Raw genomic sequence first — 17,825 nt, 5'->3', positions numbered from 1 at the left:
TCGGGGGATAAAAATCCCGTTTGGCGCGTGCCGATGCCCAGGCATTCAGGAACGGTCATTCAGGAATTCGTCGCCAATCCGGCGTTATGGATAGGCTGAGGGGCAGCTTCTCCACCACAAGGCTGCCGTGCAGCCGCCCGCCCGCGCGGTGCGTTTCCCCGGAGACCCGATGATCCAGTTCGCCTTGCCCTTCCCGGCCATCGATCCAGTGCTCTTCGCGGTGGGGCCGCTGGCCATCCGCTGGTATGCGCTGGCCTATATCGCCGGGCTGCTCATCGGCTGGCAGTTGGCCCGGGTGCTGGTGGCGCGACCCGCCCTATGGGGCGGCACATCGCCCATGCAGCCGGCGGACCTGGACGACGCGCTGTTCTGGGCCACCTTCGGCGTGATCCTGGGCGGGCGCATCGGTTATGTGTTCTTCTACAATCCCGCCTTCTTCCTCGCCAATCCCACCGAAATCCCCATGCTGTGGCATGGCGGCATGTCGTTCCATGGCGGCCTTGCCGGGACCATCGTGGCGCTGATCCTGTTCGCCCGGTCGCGATCCATCCCGGTCTTCTCGCTGCTGGATGTGGCGGGTGTGGTGGCACCGGTGGGCCTGTTCTTCGGGCGGCTGGCGAATTTCATCAATGGCGAGCTGTGGGGCCGACCGGCGGATGTGCCGTGGGCGGTCATTTTCCCCACCGGCGGCGACATCCCGCGCCATCCCAGCCAGCTTTATGAAGCGGCAGTGGAGGGGCTGGCGCTGTTCGTGGTGATGCTGATCGCCGTCCGCCTCGGTGTGTTCCGCCGCCCGGGTCTGGCCGCGGGCATCTTCGGCATCGGCTATGGGCTGGGGCGCATTTTCGGCGAGTTCTTCCGCGAGCCGGACCCGCAACTGGGCTATCTCGCCTTCGGCACCACCATGGGCATGCTGCTGTCACTGCCCTTGGTGCTGGCCGGTGCCGGCCTCGTGCTCTATGCGCTGCGCCGCGCCCGGCCGTGACCACGCCGCTCGCCGTAGAGCTGAAGGCGCTGATCGCCGCCGAGGGCCCGATCTCGGTGGGGCGCTACATGGCGCTGTGCCTTGGCCATCCCCGCCATGGCTATTACATGACCCGCGACCCCTTGGGCGCCCGCGGCGACTTCATCACCGCCCCTGAAATCAGCCAGATGTTCGGCGAACTGATCGGCCTGTGGGCGGTGGCCACCTGGCAGCAGATGGGGGCACCCAAAGCCTTCCGCTTGGTGGAGCTGGGCCCCGGCCGCGGCACCTTGATGGCGGATGCGCTGCGCGCCGCCCGGCTGGTGCCGGCCTTCGGCGCTGCCGCGCAAGTGGATCTGGTGGAAATGAGCCCGGTGCTGCGGGCGCGCCAAGCCGCGAGCCTTAAGGGCCTTGCAACACCCATCTGGCACGACGGACTGGAGAGCGTGCCCGACGGTCCAGTGGTGGTGATCGCTAACGAGTTCTTTGACGCCCTGCCCATCGACCAGTTCGTGCGCGGCCGCGCTGGCTGGCACGAGAGGCGGGTCGGGCTCGATGACGCGGACCAACTGGTGTTCGGCCTCGACCCGCGCCCGCTGCCCGCCATCGGCGCCCTGGCGGCGCACTTCCCCCCGGCACGGGAGGGCGACCTGCTGGAACGCCTGGAGGGCGGCGCTGTCCAGGCGCTAGGCGCCCGGTTGGCGGCACAGGGCGGCGCCGCCTTGTTGATCGATTATGGTCACGCGGCGCACGGTTATGGCGACACGCTCCAGGCCATGAAGGACCACCGTTTTGTGTCCCCGCTGGAGACACCCGGCGAGGCTGACCTGACCGCCCATGTGGATTTTGCCGCGCTGGCCCGCGGCGCCAAGGCGGCCGGTGCGCGCGCCTTCGGCGCCCTGACCCAGGGCGAGTTCCTCGCCCGGCTCGGGCTTGGCGCCCGCGCCACCCGATTGCAGCAGGGACAGGATGAGGCGGGGCGCGCGGCCATCGCCGCCGCCGCACACCGCCTGGCCGGCGCCGAGGCCGGCCAGATGGGCACATTGTTCAAGGTTCTGGCGCTGGGCGACCCATCGCTCGGCCCGCCGCCCGGCTTCGCGCCGCAGGAGGAATTTGCGTGATGAAAGTGGAAGCCCCGTCCCTTGCCGCGCTGCCCGGCATCCGCCACGCCTTTTTCACCCGCCAGGGCGGGGTCTCCACCGGCCTGTATAACAGCCTCAATGGCGGCATGGGTTCGCGCGACGACCGGGAGAACGTGGTGGAGAACCGCGCCCGCATGGCCCGCGCCTTGGGGGTGGAACCGCCCAATCTGGTGGCCTGCTCGCAGGTGCATTCCGCCATCTGCGTGCCTCTGGAAACACCATGGCGCCGGGAAGACGCGCCCCAGGCGGATGCGGTGGCCACCGCCGTCCCCGGCCTTGGCGCCACCATCACGGTGGCCGATTGCGGCCCGGTGCTGTTTGCCGATCCCGTGGCGCGGGTGGTGGGCGCCGCCCATGCGGGATGGAAAGGCGCCTTCGGCGGCGTGGTGGAAGCCACCGTGGCCCAGATGGAGAGGCTCGGCGCCCGGCGCGCGGATATTCACGCCGCCATCGGCCCCCTGATCCGCCAGCCCAGCTACGAGGTGGGAGAGGACTTCATCGCCCGCTTCCTGGCGGAGTCTCAGACCTTCGTACGCTTCTTCGCCCCTGCAGACCGCCCCCACCATGCCCTGTTCGATCTGCCGGGCTTCATCACCCATCGGCTGACCGAGGCGCGGGTCGGACACATCGAGGATCTGGGCCTGGATACCTACACCGACCCGGCGCGGTTCTTCAGTTTCCGCCGCGCCACCCACCGCGCGGAGGCCGACTATGGCCGGATGGTGGCGGCCATCACCCTGAGCTGAGCCGGCAAAGGCCCGGCCGGATCACAATTAACGATACCTTAACCGTTCTTCTGGACCTGCCGACGGATCGGAGTTACGCCTTCTTCACCAAATGTGAAGAGGGGCTGAGGCATGAGGAACGCAACGAGCGGCGCGACATGGGGCACCATCCTGCGCATGGCTGCCCGCGTTGCGGTTCTCGGTGCGGGCTTGGCGCTCGCCGGGTGCCAGACCGACGGCACCGGGGTCGCCTCAAGCGGCGGGACCACATCCCGCACCCTGGCCTTCGAGTCCATTGACGGGCCGCCGAAGGACACCTTCGACCGCCTGGTCACCCGCCTGTCGTCCGAAGCGGAATTGAGCCAGGTGGCCGTCGTCTCCCGCAGCCAGCCTGCCGGCTACCGTGTCCGCGGCTATCTGTCGGTGCACACCGAGCGCGGCAAGACCCAGGTGGCTTATGCCTGGGATGTGTTCGATGCCGACAAGCAGCGGGTGGCGCGTATCACCGGCGAGGAAACCGCCAAGGCGGTCAAGGGCGGCGCCTGGGCCGTCTGCGACGAAGAAATGCTGGCCCGCATCGCCGGCAACACCATGGCCAGCCTGACCGAAAGCCTGAGCATGGGCGCGCCCCGCGCCACAACACCCACCGCGCCTGCCACCGCCGCCGGCCCCGTTGAGACCGCAGCCCCCGTCGCGGCTCAGCCCGCCGCCGAGCCGGCCCCGCCCCGCGACCCGCTGGAAAATGGCGGCGTGCCGGTGGCCCTGGCCCCGCCATTCGGCAACGCCACCGGGACCGATGCAGCCTTGGCATACGCGGCCCGCTGAATCCCGCCTTTACAACACGCAATGCCCGCGCCTATCAGGGCGCTTGAACAGGTCCAAGGCCCGCGCCCCGGGCGCGGAGTGCCGAATGCCCAATGAGAATGGATCCATGAAACTGGTCGCGGGAAATTCCAATCGCGCGCTCGCGGAAGCGATTGCCGGCTATCTGGACACGCCGCTGACCAAAGCGGTGGTGCGCCGCTTTGCGGACATGGAGATCTTCGTCGAGATCCAGGAAAACGTGCGCGGCCAGGACGCCTTCGTGGTGCAGTCCACCTCATTTCCGGCCAACGACCATCTCATGGAACTGCTCATCATCATCGATGCGCTGCGCCGTGCCTCCGCCAAGCGCATTACGGCGGTGGTCCCTTACTTCGGCTACGCCCGCCAGGATCGTAAGCCCGGCCCGCGCACGCCCATCTCCGCCAAGCTGGTGGCCAATCTCATCACCCATGCGGGCGCCGACCGCGTGATGACGCTGGACCTCCATGCCGGACAGATCCAGGGCTTCTTCGACATTCCCACCGACAACCTCTATTCCGCCCCGGTGATGGTGCGGGACATCAAGGAACGGTTCGACCTCAACAATCTCATGGTGGTCTCCCCCGACGTGGGTGGCGTGGTGCGTGCCCGCGCGCTGGCCAAGCGCATCGACGCCCAGCTCGCCATCGTCGACAAGCGCCGCGAGCGCCCCGGCGAGAGCGAAGTGATGAATGTCATCGGCGACGTGAGCGGGCGTAGCTGCATCCTGGTGGACGACATCGTCGATTCCGGCGGCACGCTGGTGAATGCCGCCGAGGCGCTGCTGGCCCGCGGCGCCAAGGAAGTGCATGCCTACATCACCCATGGGGTGCTGTCCGGCGGCGCGGTGGCGCGGATCTCCTCGTCCAAGCTGAAGGAATTGGTGATCACCGATTCCATCCAGCCCACCGAGGCGGTGAAGGTGGCCCGCAACATCCGGGTCCTTCCCATCGCCGGCCTGATCGGCGAAGCCATCGCCCGCACCGCTCACGAAGAATCGGTCTCCAGCCTGTTCGACTGACCGCGATTGAGGCGCCGGCTCCGGGGGATTGACGCTCCGGAGCCAGGCGATTGTTCTTTAATCGTCAGCGTTGGTGGTTGGATCCTCCGGCTCCACCTCGCCGCGCGACTGCAGATACACCATCACCAGCCAGCACAAGGACGCCCATCCCGCGCCCAGTGCCCACCCGCCGAGCACGTCGGTGGGCCAATGCACGCCGAGATAGAGCCGGCTGATCCCCACCAGCAGCGTCAGCGTGATGGCGAGGCCGAACAGGAAGCTCTTCACCCGCCAGCCCGCCTGGGTCCGGGCCAGCAGCGCGCCCAGAGTCAAGTAGACTACCGCCGACATCATGGAATGGCCGCTGGGAAAGCTCTGGGAAAACACCTCCATGCCGTGCGGCACCAGTTCCGGCCGGGGGCGGGAAAAGCCCCATTTCAGTGCCGACGACAAGGCCGCCCCGCCGGCCACGGAGACCAGCACCATCAAGGCGGTGTGTCGCTTGCGGACCATGAACAGGAACAGGATGACCGCCAAGGTCATCAATGTCAGCACCGTGGTGCCGCCGATGGCGGTCAGGTCGCGCATGGGCTCTTGCAGCCAGTGCGGCCCGACGGGGGTGGAGAGGTCGCCGGGCACCCGCAGCGCCAGCAGGATGCGCTCATCCAGGCCGCGCGTGTCGCCTTCCAGTACCTCGTCGGCGATCTTGGCGAACACATAGAACGCGCCCGCCGTCAGAGCGAGCACCAGCAGCGTGTCCTTCTCCATGCGGCTGACGCGATCGAGGACAGCGGAAAATCCGGGAATGCCGGACAGCAGGCGTCGCCCGCGGCTGAGAAGTGTGTTCATGGCCGCAGAACCGCATGACACCGCGCCCGCGTCAACTGGGCTCCGGTGCCTTGGCACCACTCCGCTGGGCTCCTCGCGCATCCGTCACCGGGCAACGCGGCGGCATGGCCGCTTGCGGCCACGGGCATTGCCTGCCATTCAGCCCGCCATGGCTCAACGCGAAACTCCCATCACGCTCTATGTGGATGCCGACGCCTGCCCGGTGAAGGACGAAATCTACAAGGTGGCCGAACGGCACAAGCTCGACGTCCATGTGGTGTCGAACAGCCCCATCGCTCTGCCGCGGACGGCCAATGTCCACCGGGTGGTGGTGGCCAGCGGGCCGGATGTGGCGGACGATTGGATCGCCGAGCGGGTGTCCCGCGGCGACGTGGTCATCACCGCCGATATTCCTTTGGCCTCGCGCTGCGTGAAGGCCGGGGCGGACGTGATCGCCCCCAATGGCAAGGCCTTCACCGAGGCCACCATCGGACCGGCCCTGGCCACCCGCAACCTCATGGATGAATTGCGTTCCGCCGGCCACGCCACCAGCGGTCCGCGGCCATTCTCGCCGCGGGATCGCTCCGCCTTCCTCTCGGCGCTGGATCTTGCCATCGTGAGGCTGAAGCGGGCGGGGTTCTGACCCGCCGCCATCGCCCCGCCTCTTCCTGGACCCGACCGGAGCCCGCCGTGACCCACGAACTCTTCCTGCTCGCCGCCACCATCGTTCTGGCCTTCGTGCAATTGCTGCTGGCCGCGCACATGGCCACCCGCGAGCGCGGCTCGGCCTGGAATGCCGGGCCCCGGGACGCGCCGGCCAAGCCGCTTGGGGCGATGGCCGGGCGGCTCGACCGCGCCTTCAAGAATCTGATGGAGACCTTTCCGCTGTTCGCGGCGGCGGTGCTGCTGGCCCATGCGGCGGGGGTACATACCGCGCTGACCATTGCCGGTGCCCATGTCTATTTCTGGGGCCGGGTGCTCTATGTGCCGCTCTATGCCAGCGGCCTGCCCTATGTGCGCTCCGGCGTCTGGGTGATGGCCTCGGCGGGCATCATCCTCATCCTGGCAGCGGTGTTCCTGTCGCTGCCGGCGTGAAGCCGGCAGCATCACCTTTGAGGGCTGAGAGGTCGCACGGCGTGCGGCCACTCTGAAGCGGTACGGCCTGCGGGCGATCAGACTTCGCGCAGGTCATTGGCAATGCCGGCGAGGATCTCCACCAAACGGGTCTCCGCACGGGGATTTTCCGCCAGCTTGGCCCGCGACACATCGCGCAGGTTTTCCAGCGCCGCCTCGATCAGGCGGGGCAGTTCGGGGCCTGCGGCCGGCTCGCGCTCGGCGCCCATCCAGCGGCGGACCTTGCCCATCTTCAGGCCGATTTCCGACAGGCGCCCGATGATGGCGTCGGCGAAATCGCGGTTGGCCTCCAGATAGCTGCGCCCCTCCGGCGTTATGGTGAAGCGCTTCTTGGCCCCATCCAGCTCTGCGGTGACGTAGCCGGCCTCTTCCAGGAAGGTCAGGGTCGGATAGATCACGCCCGGGCTGGGGGAATAGCAGCCGCTGGTCTTTTCCTCGATCAGCTTGATGATCTCATAGCCGTGGCGCGGCTGCTCGGCGATCAGCGCCAGGGCCAGCAGCTTCAGGTCGCCCTGGGCCAGCATGCGGCCGATGCGGAACATGTCGCCGCCGCCACCACCACCGCGATGACGCCCACCCCGGCCCCAGCCGCCGCCAAACTCTCCCCGTTCACCCCCCCCGCCACAGTGCGCGACATCGCGGTGCGATCGAAATCCAAACATGTGTTTTCTCCATTACGTTATATCTAAAGATACAACGATCTCTCATATATCTTTCGATATATCGAAAAGCAAGAGGTGCGTGATCCCTTAAGCGATGGCGGCTAAGGTGGGGGAGGACAGGAGGCGCCCATGGCCATGACCGATACGGAAACCGCGGCCCGTTCGCGCAATGCGCTGCTCAGTGCGCTGGTGCCGGAAATGGCCGCGGCTGTGGACGGCTGGCTGGCGCGGCTCGCCCATGAGCGGCGCCTCTCCCCCAAGACCTTGGACGCCTACGCCCGCGACCTGACCTTGGTGATGAACCGCCTCACCCTGCATCTGGGCGAGCGGCCGACGCTGGCGGCCATGGCCGCCCTCACCCCTGCCGATGTGCGCGCGGTCCTGGCGGCCCGCCGGGCGGAGGGGGTGGCCCCGCGCACTTTGGTGCGCCTGATGGCCGCCGCCCGTTCGTTCGGCCGTCATCTGGAACGGGAGGGCCTGGGCAAGGTGGGCGCGCTGACGGCCGTGCGGGCACCGAAGGTGCCGCGCAGCCTGCCCAAGCCGGTCTCGGTGGCGGACGCGCGCGCGCTCGCCGATCCTGCCACCCGCGCCGGCGAGGATCGCGAACCCTGGGTGCTGGCCCGCGATGCGGCGGTGATCGCTCTGCTCTATGGCGCCGGCCTGCGCATTTCCGAGGCGCTCGGTCTCACCCGCGCCATGGTGCCGGAGCCCGGCGCCGGCGACCAGATCACCGTCACCGGCAAGGGCCAGAAGACCCGCATGGTGCCGCTGCTGGCGCAGGTGACCCAGGCCATCGCCGACTATGCGACGCTCTGCCCATATGTGCTGGAGCCGGAGAAGCCGCTGTTTCGCGGCATGCGGGGCGGGCCATTGTCACCCCGCATTGTCCAATTGGCCGTGGAACGTATGCGCGGGGCCCTGGGCCTGCCGGACAGCGCTACACCCCATGCGTTGCGCCATTCCTTTGCCACCCACCTGCTGGCGCGCGGTGGCGAGATGCGGGCGATCCAGGAATTGCTGGGCCACGCCTCGCTCTCCACCACCCAGGTCTATACCGCCGTGGACAGCACCAAGCTCATGGAAGCCTATCGCGCCGCCCATCCGCGGGCCTGACGCGGCAACGCAGCTTCACGACCGCGCGGCGAAGGCCCGGCGCCGCAGATCCATGACCCGGCGCCAGAAGCCACTGCCGCGGCCCGCTTTCCATTCCGCGAACGCAGCACGCAGTTGCTGCTTGTACGGGTCCACCAGCCGGTGCGCCCAGGCATTGATACCGAGAATCCAGTCGCACAGTCGCGCGAACCAGCCGATGGAACGCAATTGCTGGCGGCAGGCCTCGAACAGGAACGCCATCAGCCCGACGCCCACCAGCTTGGCCACCAGGAAGCAGAGGCTGCCGGCCACCACATCCTTATGGGCGAAGAACCAGAGCGCGAGGATGTTGATGGGCTCGATCAGGATCAGCGGCACCACGAACAGCACCAAAGCGCCATAGGGCGGCAGCCGGCGCGCCCATTGGGCGATAGCGTGCTTGATGGCTTCGAACGGCAGCAGCCCCGTCACCCATGCGACGGCGGGCTTGGCCTTCTCCCACAGCCACGCCTCCCACAGGAACAGCAGCGCCAGCACCATGAACAGCGGGCGTAGCGCCGAGCGCGTGCGCGTGCCGGTCGCGGTCTCAGGTCGTGAATCGGGCGGGGGAAGTTGGGACATGGCTTTGCGCAATTGGGGCCGGGTTTGAGGCGTTTAAAGGGCGCAGGGTTAAAGCACCATCACCCGAAAGTTTGGTTCATGCGCCCCCGGCGGAGATCTACCTTGATCTGAAGTGTGACGGATTCGGAGGCCTTGGCATGAGCATCCACCATATGTCGCTCGGAGTCGCCGACCTCGACCGTGCCGTGGCGTTTTACGACCGGGTGCTGTCGCCGCTGGGCCTGGGGCGCGAGGTGATGTTTGCGGAGCCCACCGGCACCCGTTCCGCCGGCTATGGCCGCCCGGGCCAATGGGCCTTGGAGGACAATGTGCAGTTCTGGCTGGAGGAGCGGTCCGGGGCGGTCATCGCCTGTCCCCCGGGCTTCCACATCGCCTTCGATGCCGTCGACGCCCATGCGGTGCACGCCTTCCATGCGGCGGGACTGGCAGCCGGAGGCCTGGACAACGGCCCTCCGGGGCCGCGCCCCGCCTACGGGCCAGCCTATTATGCCGCCTTCCTGATCGATCCGGATGGATGGCGCATCGAGGCCGTGACCTACAACATCGCGTGAACAACCGTACCGCGCTGCCGTAGCGGCATGCTTTGAGGCGTGGTGGCGCGCAATGAGGCTTCGAGCCCAGCCTGAACGGACTTACGCTAACGCTTCCCGTAAGGTTAAGGAGTGAGAGAGATGAAGCGTCTTGCCCTCGCGTTCTGCACGCTTTCGATCCTGGCCACCACCGCCCCGGCCTTTGCCGACTGCATGTCGAAGTCGGCCACCGCCCCGACCCCGCAGCCCACCACCTCGGCTAGCGCCCCCACCGACGCCGGCGCGCCCAAAGGCAGCTGAGCCGGCGAGCGCCCGAACGGCTACGCGCCATCGGAGCGCTAAAAGCCAAGAGGCCAGCCCGCGCGTGCGGGCTGGCCTCTTTTTTCGTTTCGTCACCCGGTCACCCGCCGCAGCGGGCGCGATGGCTCAGAAGTGGATGGCGCGCTTTTCCACCGCGAGCGCGGCTTCCTTCACCGCTTCCGAGCGGGTGGGATGGGCGTGGCAGGTGCGGGCCAGGTCTTCCGACGAACCGCCGAACTCCATCAGCACGCACAATTCGTGGATCAGTTCGCCGGCCTCGGGGCCGATGATGTGGGCGCCCAGCACCTTGTCGGTGGCGGCATCCGCCAGGATCTTCACGAAGCCGTCGGTGGTGTTGTTCACCTTGGCGCGGCCGTTGGCGGTGAAGGGGAATTTGCCGACGGAATAAGCGATGCCGGCGTCTTTCAGCTCTTCCTCGGTCTTGCCCACCGAGGCCACTTCCGGGAAGGTATAGACCACGCCCGGGATGACGTCGTAATTCACATGCCCGGCCTTGCCGGCGAGGATCTCGGCCACCGCCATGCCCTCGTCCTCGGCCTTGTGGGCCAGCATCGGGCCGGCGATCACGTCGCCAATGGCGTAGATGCCATCCACAGTGCTCTTGTAGTGGGCGTCCACTTCCACCCGGCCGCGCTTGTCGGTAGCAACGCCGATCTCGGCCAGGCCCAGGCCGCCGGTGTAGGCGACGCGGCCAATGGCCACCAGCACCACATCCGCTTCCAGCGTCTCGGGCGAACCGCCAGCGGCAGCTTCCACCGTGACCTTCAGCGTCTTTCCGGAAGCGTCCACACCGGTGACCTTGGTGCCCAGCTTGAAGGCGAAGCCCTGCTTGGACAGGATGCGCTGGAACGACTTGGCCACCTCATTGTCCATGCCCGGCAGGATGCGGTCGAGATATTCGACCACCGTCACCTCGGCGCCGAGGCGGCGCCACACGCTGCCCAGCTCCAGGCCGATGACGCCCGCGCCCACCACCAGCAGCTTGGCCGGCACCTGCGACAGGGTCAGCGCGCCGGTGGAGGAGACGATGCGCTGCTCGTCGATGGTCACGCCCGGAAGCGGCGCCACGTCGGAGCCGGTGGCGATCAGGATGTTCTTGGTCTCCAGCACCTGCACGGCGCCGTCGGCATTGGCCGTCACCTGCACCTTGCCGGTGCCCAGGATCTTGCCGGTGCCAAAATGCACGTCGACCTTGTTCTTCTTCAGCAGGAACTCGACGCCCTTGACGTTGCCGTCCACGCCCTTGTCCTTGAACCCCTGCATGGCGGCGAGGTCTAGCTTCGGCGCGCCGACGCCGATGCCCATGCCGGCGAACGAGTGGCCCGCCTCTTCAAACAGCTCGGAGGCATAGAGCAGCGCCTTGGAGGGGATGCAGCCCACGTTCAGGCAGGTGCCGCCATGGGTGGCGCGCTTTTCCACCACCGCGGTCTTGAGGCCGAGCTGGGCGGCGCGGATGGCGGCCACATAGCCGCCGGGGCCGGTGCCGATGACGATGAGATCGTAGGAAGCCATGGACGTGCGATCCTTAAAACTGCGAAGGCCGCAAGGCGGCCGGGTTCGAACGGAGCATCAGGCGGCGGAGTGCGCCCGCTGCAAGGCAAGACGGACGCCCAACGCGATGAGCGCGCCGCCGGTAAGACGATTGAACCAGCGGCCCGCGCGGGCGAGTTGCGCCCGCACAGCACGGCCGGTGAAGAAGAAGGAGACCAAGGTGAACCACCCCATCAGCAGCGCCGACATGCTCAGCGCGTAGCCCACCTGCATGGCGATGGGCGTATCGGCGCTGACGAGCGTGCCGAACAGCGACAGGAAGAACAGCACGGCCTTGGGATTGAGCGCATTGGTCAGGAAGCCCAGCCCGAAGCTGCGCGCATCCGACATGGGGACGCCGGAAATGGACGCGGCGGCGGCCGGCTGAGCATCAATGTCCATGGACATCGCCGGAGCGCGAAACGTCTTGACGCCCACATAGACCAGATATGCGGCCCCGAGCCATTTCAGGATGTTGAACGCCAGCAGCGAATGGGCAACGAGCAGGCCGATGCCGGCCAAGGTATAGCTGGCATGAAACAGCATGGCGGAGCCCACGCCCAGGCTGGTGACGATGCCGGCACGGCGGCCATGCACCACGCTCTGGCGCACCACCATGGCGAAATCCGGCCCCGGGGTGATCGCCGCCAGAGCGAACACCGCCATCAGGGTAAAATACTCCGCGAGATGGCTCGTCATCGCCTGCCCTGCCAGCCGCGCGCCGCTGCGGGCGGACCGAAGGCCCGACGCCCGCACCGCCGCTTTGGTATGGTTCGCGGCGAGCCACCTGCCCGCCGGACCCTCAAACCTCGCAGCCCCAGCCCCGCCGCATCCCGGCAAAGCGGGAGCGGCGGCAGCCTTTAGGACCTGCGTCCGATCACAGATCAAGCACGAGACGCGCGGGATCTTCCAGGGTCTCCTTGACCCGCACCAGGAAGGTCACGGCCTCGCGACCGTCGACGATGCGGTGATCGTAGGAGAGCGCCAGGTACATCATCGGGCGGATCACCACCTGTCCCTTGATGGCCACCGGGCGCTCCTCGATGCGGTGCATGCCGAGGATGCCCGACTGCGGCGCATTGAGGATGGGGGTGGACATCAGCGAGCCGTAGATGCCGCCGTTGGTGATGGTGAAGGTGCCGCCCTGCATGTCGTCAATGCCGAGCTTGCCGTCACGGGCCTTGCGGCCATAGCCGGCGATGGCCTTCTCGATCTCCGCCACGGAGAGCAGGTCGGCGTCACGCACCACCGGAACCACGAGGCCCTTCTCGGTGCCGACCGCGATACCGATGTTGTAATAGTTCTTGTAGACCAGATCCTGGCCGTCGATCTCGGCATTCACCGCCGGGATGTCCTTCAGGGCCGCGATCACCGCCTTGGTGAAGAAGCCCATGAAGCCCAGCTTGGTGCCGTGCTTCTTCTCGAACGCGTCCTTGAACTGGGCGCGCAGGGCCATCACCGCGGTCATGTCCACGTCGTTGAACGTGGTGAGCATGGCGGCGGTGTTCTGCGCGTCCTTGAGGCGGCGGGCGATGGTCTGCCGCAGCTTGGTCATCTTCACCCGCTCTTCGCGGACGGCATCGGCCTGGCTGGACGGACCGCGGGGCGCAGCGGCCGCCGGGGCAGCAGCGGGCTGGGCGGCGGTGGCGATGGCCGCGAGCATATCGCCCTTGGTCACCCGGCCATCCTTGCCGGAACCGTCGACGCCGGCGGCGGCGACGCCGCTTTCCGCCGACAGGCGATCCACGGCCGGGCCGTTGGCGCTGGCGAGAACGGCGGCCTTAGCCGGTGCCGGAGCAGCGGCGGGAGCGGGAGCCGCAGCAGGAGCCGCCTTCGGCGCTTCGGCCTTGGGGGCAGGCGCAGCAGCAGCGCCCGTGCCTTCGCCGATGGACCCCAGCAGGGCGCCCACATTCACGGTCTCGCCGTCCTTGGCGACGATTTCCGCCAGCACGCCGGAGGTCGGAGCGGGAACTTCGACGGTGACCTTATCGGTTTCCAGTTCCACCAGCGGCTCGTCGGCTTTCACCGCATCGCCGGGCTTCTTGAACCACTTGCCGATGGTCGCTTCCGTCACGGATTCGCCGAGCGTTGGAACGCGGATCTCGGTTGCCATGGCTGTCGTCTTCTTTCGATCTTGCGGGTTTGCAGGCTTGCGTGCGTCAGGCGGGAGAAAACCCTCAGCCGAGGGCTTCCTCCAGGAACGCCTTCAGCTGGGCGAGATGCTTGGACATGAGGCCCGTCGCGGTAGCGGCGGAGGCGGGGCGACCGGCATAGCGCGGCCGGCGGGAGGCGGCGCTGATATTCTCCAGCACCCACTCCAGATACGGCTGCACGAACGCCCAGGCGCCCTGGTTCTTCGGCTCTTCCTGGCACCAGACCACTTCGGCGTTTTTGAAGCGCGAAAGTTCCTGGGCCATGGTCTTCAGCGGGAACGGGAACAGCTGCTCCACGCGCATCAGATAGACGTCGTTGGTGCCGCGCTTCTCGCGCTCCTCCAGGAGGTCGTAATAGACCTTGCCGGAACACAGAACCACGCGGCGGATCTTGTCGTCCGCCACCAGCTTGATGCTCTCGCTGGTGGGATTGGACTGGGCATCGTCCCACAGCACCCGGTGGAACGAGGTCTCCGGGCCGAACTCCTCCAGCCGCGACACCGCCTTCTTGTGGCGCAGCAGCGACTTGGGGGTCATCAGGATCAGCGGCTTGCGGAACTCGCGCTTCAGCTGACGACGCAGGATGTGGAAGTAGTTGGCCGGGGTGGTGCAGTTGGCCACCTGCATGTTGTCCTCGGCGCACATCTGGAGATAGCGCTCCAGGCGGGCGGAGGAATGCTCGGGGCCCTGGCCCTCATAGCCGTGCGGCAGCAGGCAGACGAGGCCGGACATGCGCAGCCACTTGCGCTCGCCGGACGACAGGAACTGATCGAAGATCACCTGCGCGCCATTGGCGAAGTCGCCGAACTGGGCTTCCCACAGCACGAGCGTGTTCGGCTCGGACAGGGTGTAGCCATATTCGAAGCCGAGCACCGCCTCCTCCGAGAGCATCGAATTGATGACCTCGTATTTGGCCTGCTTCTCGGTCAAATGATTGAACGGCTTGTAGCGCTGCTCGGTGTCCTGGTCGGTCAGCACCGAATGGCGCTGCGAGAAGGTGCCGCGCTCCACATCCTGGCCGGACAGGCGGACCGGGCTGCCCTCTTCCAGCAAGGTGCAGAAGGCCAGGGCTTCGCCGGTGGCCCAATCGATACCGGCGCCGTCCTCCACCACCGCCTTGCGGCGGTTGTCCAGGAAGCGCTGGATGGTGCGATGGGGGGTGAAGCCCTCCGGCACGGTGGTGATCTTGCGGCCGATGTCCTTCAGCGTATCGACGGCCACGCCGGTGTTGCCACGGCGCGGATCGTCCTCGCTATTGGAGGCCTTCAGGCCCGACCAGCGGCCGTCCAGCCAGTCGGCCTTGTTGGGCTTGTAGTGCTGGCCGGCCTCGTGCTCGCCTTCCAGCTTGTCGCGCCAGGCGGCGCGCATCTGGTCCAGTTCGCCAGCAGCGATCACGCCCTCGGCTTCCAGCTTCTTGCCGTACAGCTCCAGCGTGGAGGGATGCTGGCGGATCACCTTGTACATGTGCGGCTGGGTGAACGACGGCTCATCGCCCTCGTTATGGCCGAAGCGGCGATAGCAGAAGATGTCCAGCACCACCGGCTTGTGGAAGCGCTGGCGGAACTCGGTGGCCACCTTGGCGCAGAAGGTGGTGGCTTCGGGATCGTCACCATTCACATGGAAGATCGGCGCCTCGATCATCTTCGCCACATCCGAGGGATAAGGCGAGGAGCGCGAGTAGCGCGGATTGGTGGTGAAGCCGATCTGGTTGTTGATGATGACGTGGATCGAGCCGCCGGTGCGATGGCCCTTCAGGCCCGACAGGCCGAGACACTCGGCCACCACGCCCTGACCCGCGAACGCCGCATCGCCGTGCAGCAGCAGCGGCAGCACCGCCACCCGCTCGGTATCGCCCAGTTGATCCTGCTTGGCGCGGGCCTTGCCCAGCACCACCGGATCGACGATCTCCAGATGCGAGGGGTTAGCGGTCAGCGACAGATGGACCTTGTTGCCATCGAACTCGCGATCGGACGAGGCACCCAGATGGTACTTCACATCGCCGGAGCCCTCGACCTCGTCGGGGGCCCAGGAGCCGCCCTTGAATTCGTGGAACAGGGCGCGATGGGGCTTGCCCATCACCTGGGTCAGCACGTTCAGGCGGCCGCGATGGGCCATGCCGAACACGATGTCGCGCACGCCGAGATTGCCGCCGCGCTTGATGATCTGCTCCAGCGCCGGGATCAGGCTTTCGCCGCCGTCCAGGCCGAAGCGCTTGGTGCCGGTGTATTTGACATCGAGGAACTTCTCGAAGCCCTCGGCCTCCACCAGCTTGTTGAGGATGGCGCGCTTACCTTCGCGGGTGAAGGACACTTCCTTGTCCACGCCCTCGATGCGCTCCTGGATCCAGGCCTTCTCCTCAGGCGAGGAGATATGCATGAATTCAACGCCGATGGTCTGGCAATAGGTGCGGCGCAGGATGGCCACCATCTCGCGCACGGTGGCAAATTCCAGCCCGAGCACGTTGTCGATGAAGATCTTGCGGTCGAGATCGGACTCGTAAAAGCCGTAGGAGACCGGATCCAGCTCCGGCGCGTCGCGCGGCGGGGTCAGCTTCAGCGGATCGAGATCGGCCTGCAGATGGCCGCGCATGCGATAGGCCCGGATCATCATCAGCGCCTTGACGCTGTCGCGGGTCGCCTGCTGCACCTCGGTGGCGGAGAATTCGACGCCCGCCTTCTGGGCCTTCTCCTTCACCTTCTCGGTGACCTTCTTCTCCACCTCGATCCAATTACCGTCGAGGGCGGAGACGAGTTCGCCATTGGCATGGAGCGGCCAATTGGCCTTCTTCCACGAGGCGCCGCGGGCGCTTTTCTTGACCGCTTCGGGATCGTCCTTCAGGGCGGCGAAGAAGCTCTGCCACTGGGCGTCCACCGAAGCGGGGTCAGCCTCATACTGGGCATAGAGATCTTCTATCCACTGAGCATTACCTCCGTACAGGAAGGAGGTGGCGAGAAAGAGGTCGTTCTGGTCCGCGCGCGACATGGGCCTAGATCCCGGATGACCTTTGGAGCTAAGCCTCGTTTAAGAGCGCAACTGGCGCCGAAAACCAAGCCCAAAAGCCGTTGACAGCCATAAAGATGACGATGCGTCGGGCTGCGCCGCCGCATCGTTGCGTATGCCCACTCCGCGCGAAACGCGGAACGAGAGAGCCGGACCGCTACATAAGCCGCGGACACCGCATGGGAAAGAACCTTCCCACCGTTGACCCCGGCGTTCTGCGCACGGCCGCTCTGCGCACCGCGTACCGCACCTGGCTTTCGCCAGCGTGGCACACACCGTGTTGTTCCACCTGAAAGACGGCAATCCGGTGATGCTCACCGGATTGCCGTGATCTTTCAGCCCTTCAGCAAGGCCGCCAGGGTCTTGCCCAGCCGCGCCGGAGACGGCGAGACGGTGATGCCCGCCGCTTCCATGGCGGCGATCTTGTCTTCCGCGCCGCCCTTGCCGCCGGAGATGATGGCGCCCGCATGGCCCATGCGGCGGCCGGGAGGGGCGGTGCGGCCGGCGATGAAGCCCACCATCGGCTTCTTGCGGCCGCGCTTGGCCTCATCAAGGATGAACTGCGCCGCGTCCTCTTCCGCCGAGCCGCCGATCTCGCCGATCATGATGATCGACTCCGTCTTCGGGTCGGCCAGGAACAGCTCCAGCACGTCGATGAACTCGGTGCCCTTCACCGGGTCGCCGCCGATGCCCACCGCCGAGGTCTGGCCGAGGCCCTCCTGGGTGGTCTGGAACACCGCTTCATAGGTCAAGGTGCCGGAGCGCGAGACCACGCCCACCGAACCGGGCTTGAAGATATTGGCCGGCATGATGCCGATCTTCGACTGGCCGGCGGTGACCACGCCGGGGCAGTTCGGCCCGATCAGGCGCGACTTGGAGCCGGACAGCGCCCGCTTCACCCGCACCATGTCCAGCACCGGAATGCCTTCGGTGATGCACACGATCAGGCCGATCTCGGCGTCGATGGCTTCCAGGATGGCATCCGCCGCGCCCGGCGGCGGCACATAGATCACCGAGGCGTCGGCGCCGGTGGCTTCTTTGGCTTCGATCACGGTGTCGAACACCGGCAGGCCCAGATGGGTCGAGCCGCCTTTGCCCGGCGAGGTGCCGCCCACCATCTTGGTGCCATAGGCGATGGCCTGTTCGGAATGGAACGTGCCGTTCTTGCCGGTGAAGCCCTGGGTGATAACCTTGGTATTGGCGTCGATCAGCACGGACATCACGCAGCTTCCTTCTTCACGGCCGCGACGATCTTCTGCGCCGCATCATCCAGATCATCG

General features: G+C 66.9%; 18 protein-coding genes. 10 read left to right on the top strand and 8 right to left on the bottom strand.

Features of this window, described 5'->3' with window-relative positions; translation table 11 throughout:
* The first annotated feature begins 169 nt into the window (after window positions 1-169).
* The 5 genes from lgt to AAG816_RS21040 all read left to right on the top strand — a co-directional run bounded on the left by lgt (window position 170) and on the right by AAG816_RS21040 (window position 4,695).
* Entirely contained in the window at window positions 170-985 is an 816-nt protein-coding gene (lgt, locus tag AAG816_RS21060; RefSeq protein WP_341991650.1) for a prolipoprotein diacylglyceryl transferase, read from the top strand.
* Entirely contained in the window at window positions 982-2,085 is a 1,104-nt protein-coding gene (locus tag AAG816_RS21055; RefSeq protein ID WP_341991649.1) for an SAM-dependent methyltransferase, read from the top strand. Before lgt ends, AAG816_RS21055 begins: the two co-directional genes overlap by 4 nt.
* The gene (gene pgeF / locus AAG816_RS21050; protein WP_341991648.1) at window positions 2,085-2,852 is read left to right on the top strand and encodes a peptidoglycan editing factor PgeF; all 768 of its coding nucleotides are present in this window, start codon (window positions 2,085-2,087) and stop codon (window positions 2,850-2,852) included. Before AAG816_RS21055 ends, pgeF begins: the two co-directional genes overlap by 1 nt.
* A gap of 111 nt (window positions 2,853-2,963) precedes the next feature.
* Window positions 2,964-3,656, top strand: coding sequence for a hypothetical protein (locus AAG816_RS21045; protein WP_341991647.1), 693 nt, complete (start codon window positions 2,964-2,966; stop codon window positions 3,654-3,656).
* A gap of 85 nt (window positions 3,657-3,741) precedes the next feature.
* Entirely contained in the window at window positions 3,742-4,695 is a 954-nt protein-coding gene (locus AAG816_RS21040) for a ribose-phosphate pyrophosphokinase (RefSeq protein ID WP_341991646.1), read from the top strand.
* A gap of 57 nt (window positions 4,696-4,752) precedes the next feature.
* On the opposite strand, the gene AAG816_RS21035 is transcribed toward AAG816_RS21040, so the two are convergent.
* Complete coding sequence (locus AAG816_RS21035; RefSeq protein ID WP_341991645.1) at window positions 4,753-5,523, bottom strand: phosphatase PAP2 family protein; 771 nt, start codon at window positions 5,521-5,523, stop codon at window positions 4,753-4,755.
* Window positions 5,524-5,671: 148 nt separating this feature from the next.
* On the opposite strand from AAG816_RS21035, the gene AAG816_RS21030 reads away from it, so the two are divergent.
* Both AAG816_RS21030 and AAG816_RS21025 read left to right on the top strand, forming a co-directional pair.
* The gene (locus AAG816_RS21030) at window positions 5,672-6,145 is read left to right on the top strand and encodes a YaiI/YqxD family protein (RefSeq protein ID WP_341991644.1); all 474 of its coding nucleotides are present in this window, start codon (window positions 5,672-5,674) and stop codon (window positions 6,143-6,145) included.
* Between the two features lie 47 nt (window positions 6,146-6,192).
* On the top strand, window positions 6,193-6,597 hold the full coding sequence (locus AAG816_RS21025; protein ID WP_341991643.1) for an MAPEG family protein: 405 nt from the start codon (window positions 6,193-6,195) through the stop codon (window positions 6,595-6,597).
* Window positions 6,598-6,674: 77 nt separating this feature from the next.
* Here AAG816_RS21025 and AAG816_RS21020 read toward each other — a convergent pair whose 3' ends face one another.
* Window positions 6,675-7,178: a PadR family transcriptional regulator gene (locus AAG816_RS21020; RefSeq protein WP_341991642.1), complete on the bottom strand. Its 504-nt coding sequence runs from the start codon at window positions 7,176-7,178 to the stop codon at window positions 6,675-6,677.
* A 249-nt stretch (window positions 7,179-7,427) separates the two neighbouring features.
* Between AAG816_RS21020 and AAG816_RS21015 the strand changes: the two genes are divergently transcribed.
* Window positions 7,428-8,411: a tyrosine recombinase XerC gene (locus tag AAG816_RS21015; RefSeq protein ID WP_341991641.1), complete on the top strand. Its 984-nt coding sequence runs from the start codon at window positions 7,428-7,430 to the stop codon at window positions 8,409-8,411.
* A gap of 15 nt (window positions 8,412-8,426) precedes the next feature.
* On the opposite strand, the gene AAG816_RS21010 is transcribed toward AAG816_RS21015, so the two are convergent.
* A complete protein-coding gene (locus tag AAG816_RS21010) occupies window positions 8,427-9,011 on the bottom strand; it encodes a hypothetical protein (RefSeq protein ID WP_341991640.1) in 585 nt (194 codons plus the stop codon).
* 137 nt (window positions 9,012-9,148) lie between these two features.
* Here AAG816_RS21010 and AAG816_RS21005 point away from each other — a divergent pair, with 137 nt between their 5' ends.
* Window positions 9,149-9,562 carry a VOC family protein gene (locus tag AAG816_RS21005; RefSeq protein ID WP_341991639.1) on the top strand — a complete coding sequence of 138 codons (414 nt, stop codon included), beginning with the start codon at window positions 9,149-9,151 and terminating at the stop codon, window positions 9,560-9,562.
* A gap of 120 nt (window positions 9,563-9,682) precedes the next feature.
* Window positions 9,683-9,841: a hypothetical protein gene (locus AAG816_RS21000; protein WP_341991638.1), complete on the top strand. Its 159-nt coding sequence runs from the start codon at window positions 9,683-9,685 to the stop codon at window positions 9,839-9,841.
* Window positions 9,842-9,967: 126 nt separating this feature from the next.
* Here the strand turns inward: AAG816_RS21000 and lpdA are convergent, their stop codons facing one another.
* From lpdA to sucD, 5 genes are all read right to left on the bottom strand, one after another.
* Complete coding sequence (lpdA, locus tag AAG816_RS20995) at window positions 9,968-11,374, bottom strand: dihydrolipoyl dehydrogenase (protein ID WP_341991637.1); 1,407 nt, start codon at window positions 11,372-11,374, stop codon at window positions 9,968-9,970.
* A gap of 57 nt (window positions 11,375-11,431) precedes the next feature.
* Entirely contained in the window at window positions 11,432-12,091 is a 660-nt protein-coding gene (locus AAG816_RS20990; protein ID WP_341991636.1) for a LysE family translocator, read from the bottom strand.
* A 178-nt stretch (window positions 12,092-12,269) separates the two neighbouring features.
* Complete coding sequence (gene odhB, locus AAG816_RS20985; protein WP_341991635.1) at window positions 12,270-13,505, bottom strand: 2-oxoglutarate dehydrogenase complex dihydrolipoyllysine-residue succinyltransferase; 1,236 nt, start codon at window positions 13,503-13,505, stop codon at window positions 12,270-12,272.
* A 64-nt stretch (window positions 13,506-13,569) separates the two neighbouring features.
* The gene (locus AAG816_RS20980; RefSeq protein WP_341991634.1) at window positions 13,570-16,527 is read right to left on the bottom strand and encodes a 2-oxoglutarate dehydrogenase E1 component; all 2,958 of its coding nucleotides are present in this window, start codon (window positions 16,525-16,527) and stop codon (window positions 13,570-13,572) included.
* Window positions 16,528-16,880: 353 nt separating this feature from the next.
* Entirely contained in the window at window positions 16,881-17,765 is an 885-nt protein-coding gene (gene sucD, locus AAG816_RS20975; RefSeq protein ID WP_341991633.1) for a succinate--CoA ligase subunit alpha, read from the bottom strand.
* Between the last annotated feature and the right edge of the window lie 60 nt (window positions 17,766-17,825).

Origin of the sequence: Azorhizobium sp. AG788 (assembly GCF_943371865.1) — a bacterium.
Taxonomy (GTDB): Bacteria; Pseudomonadota; Alphaproteobacteria; order Rhizobiales; family Xanthobacteraceae; genus Azorhizobium.
This window is presented reverse-complemented; position numbering and strand designations above follow the sequence as displayed.

Coding starts and splice junctions, on each gene's coding strand:
- AAG816_RS20980 (WP_341991634.1), bottom strand. CDS start 16,527: ATGTCGCGCGCGGACCAGAACGACCTCTTTCTCGCCACCTCCTTCCTG.
- AAG816_RS21010 (WP_341991640.1), bottom strand. CDS start 9,011: ATGTCCCAACTTCCCCCGCCCGATTCACGACCTGAGACCGCGACCGGC.
- AAG816_RS21045 (WP_341991647.1), top strand. CDS start 2,964: ATGAGGAACGCAACGAGCGGCGCGACATGGGGCACCATCCTGCGCATG.
- AAG816_RS21005 (WP_341991639.1), top strand. CDS start 9,149: ATGAGCATCCACCATATGTCGCTCGGAGTCGCCGACCTCGACCGTGCC.
- AAG816_RS20990 (WP_341991636.1), bottom strand. CDS start 12,091: ATGACGAGCCATCTCGCGGAGTATTTTACCCTGATGGCGGTGTTCGCT.
- AAG816_RS21015 (WP_341991641.1), top strand. CDS start 7,428: ATGGCCATGACCGATACGGAAACCGCGGCCCGTTCGCGCAATGCGCTG.
- AAG816_RS21030 (WP_341991644.1), top strand. CDS start 5,672: ATGGCTCAACGCGAAACTCCCATCACGCTCTATGTGGATGCCGACGCC.
- AAG816_RS21040 (WP_341991646.1), top strand. CDS start 3,742: ATGCCCAATGAGAATGGATCCATGAAACTGGTCGCGGGAAATTCCAAT.
- odhB (WP_341991635.1), bottom strand. CDS start 13,505: ATGGCAACCGAGATCCGCGTTCCAACGCTCGGCGAATCCGTGACGGAA.
- AAG816_RS21035 (WP_341991645.1), bottom strand. CDS start 5,523: ATGAACACACTTCTCAGCCGCGGGCGACGCCTGCTGTCCGGCATTCCC.
- AAG816_RS21000 (WP_341991638.1), top strand. CDS start 9,683: ATGAAGCGTCTTGCCCTCGCGTTCTGCACGCTTTCGATCCTGGCCACC.
- AAG816_RS21020 (WP_341991642.1), bottom strand. CDS start 7,178: ATGTTCCGCATCGGCCGCATGCTGGCCCAGGGCGACCTGAAGCTGCTG.
- lpdA (WP_341991637.1), bottom strand. CDS start 11,374: ATGGCTTCCTACGATCTCATCGTCATCGGCACCGGCCCCGGCGGCTAT.
- sucD (WP_341991633.1), bottom strand. CDS start 17,765: ATGTCCGTGCTGATCGACGCCAATACCAAGGTTATCACCCAGGGCTTC.
- pgeF (WP_341991648.1), top strand. CDS start 2,085: ATGAAAGTGGAAGCCCCGTCCCTTGCCGCGCTGCCCGGCATCCGCCAC.
- lgt (WP_341991650.1), top strand. CDS start 170: ATGATCCAGTTCGCCTTGCCCTTCCCGGCCATCGATCCAGTGCTCTTC.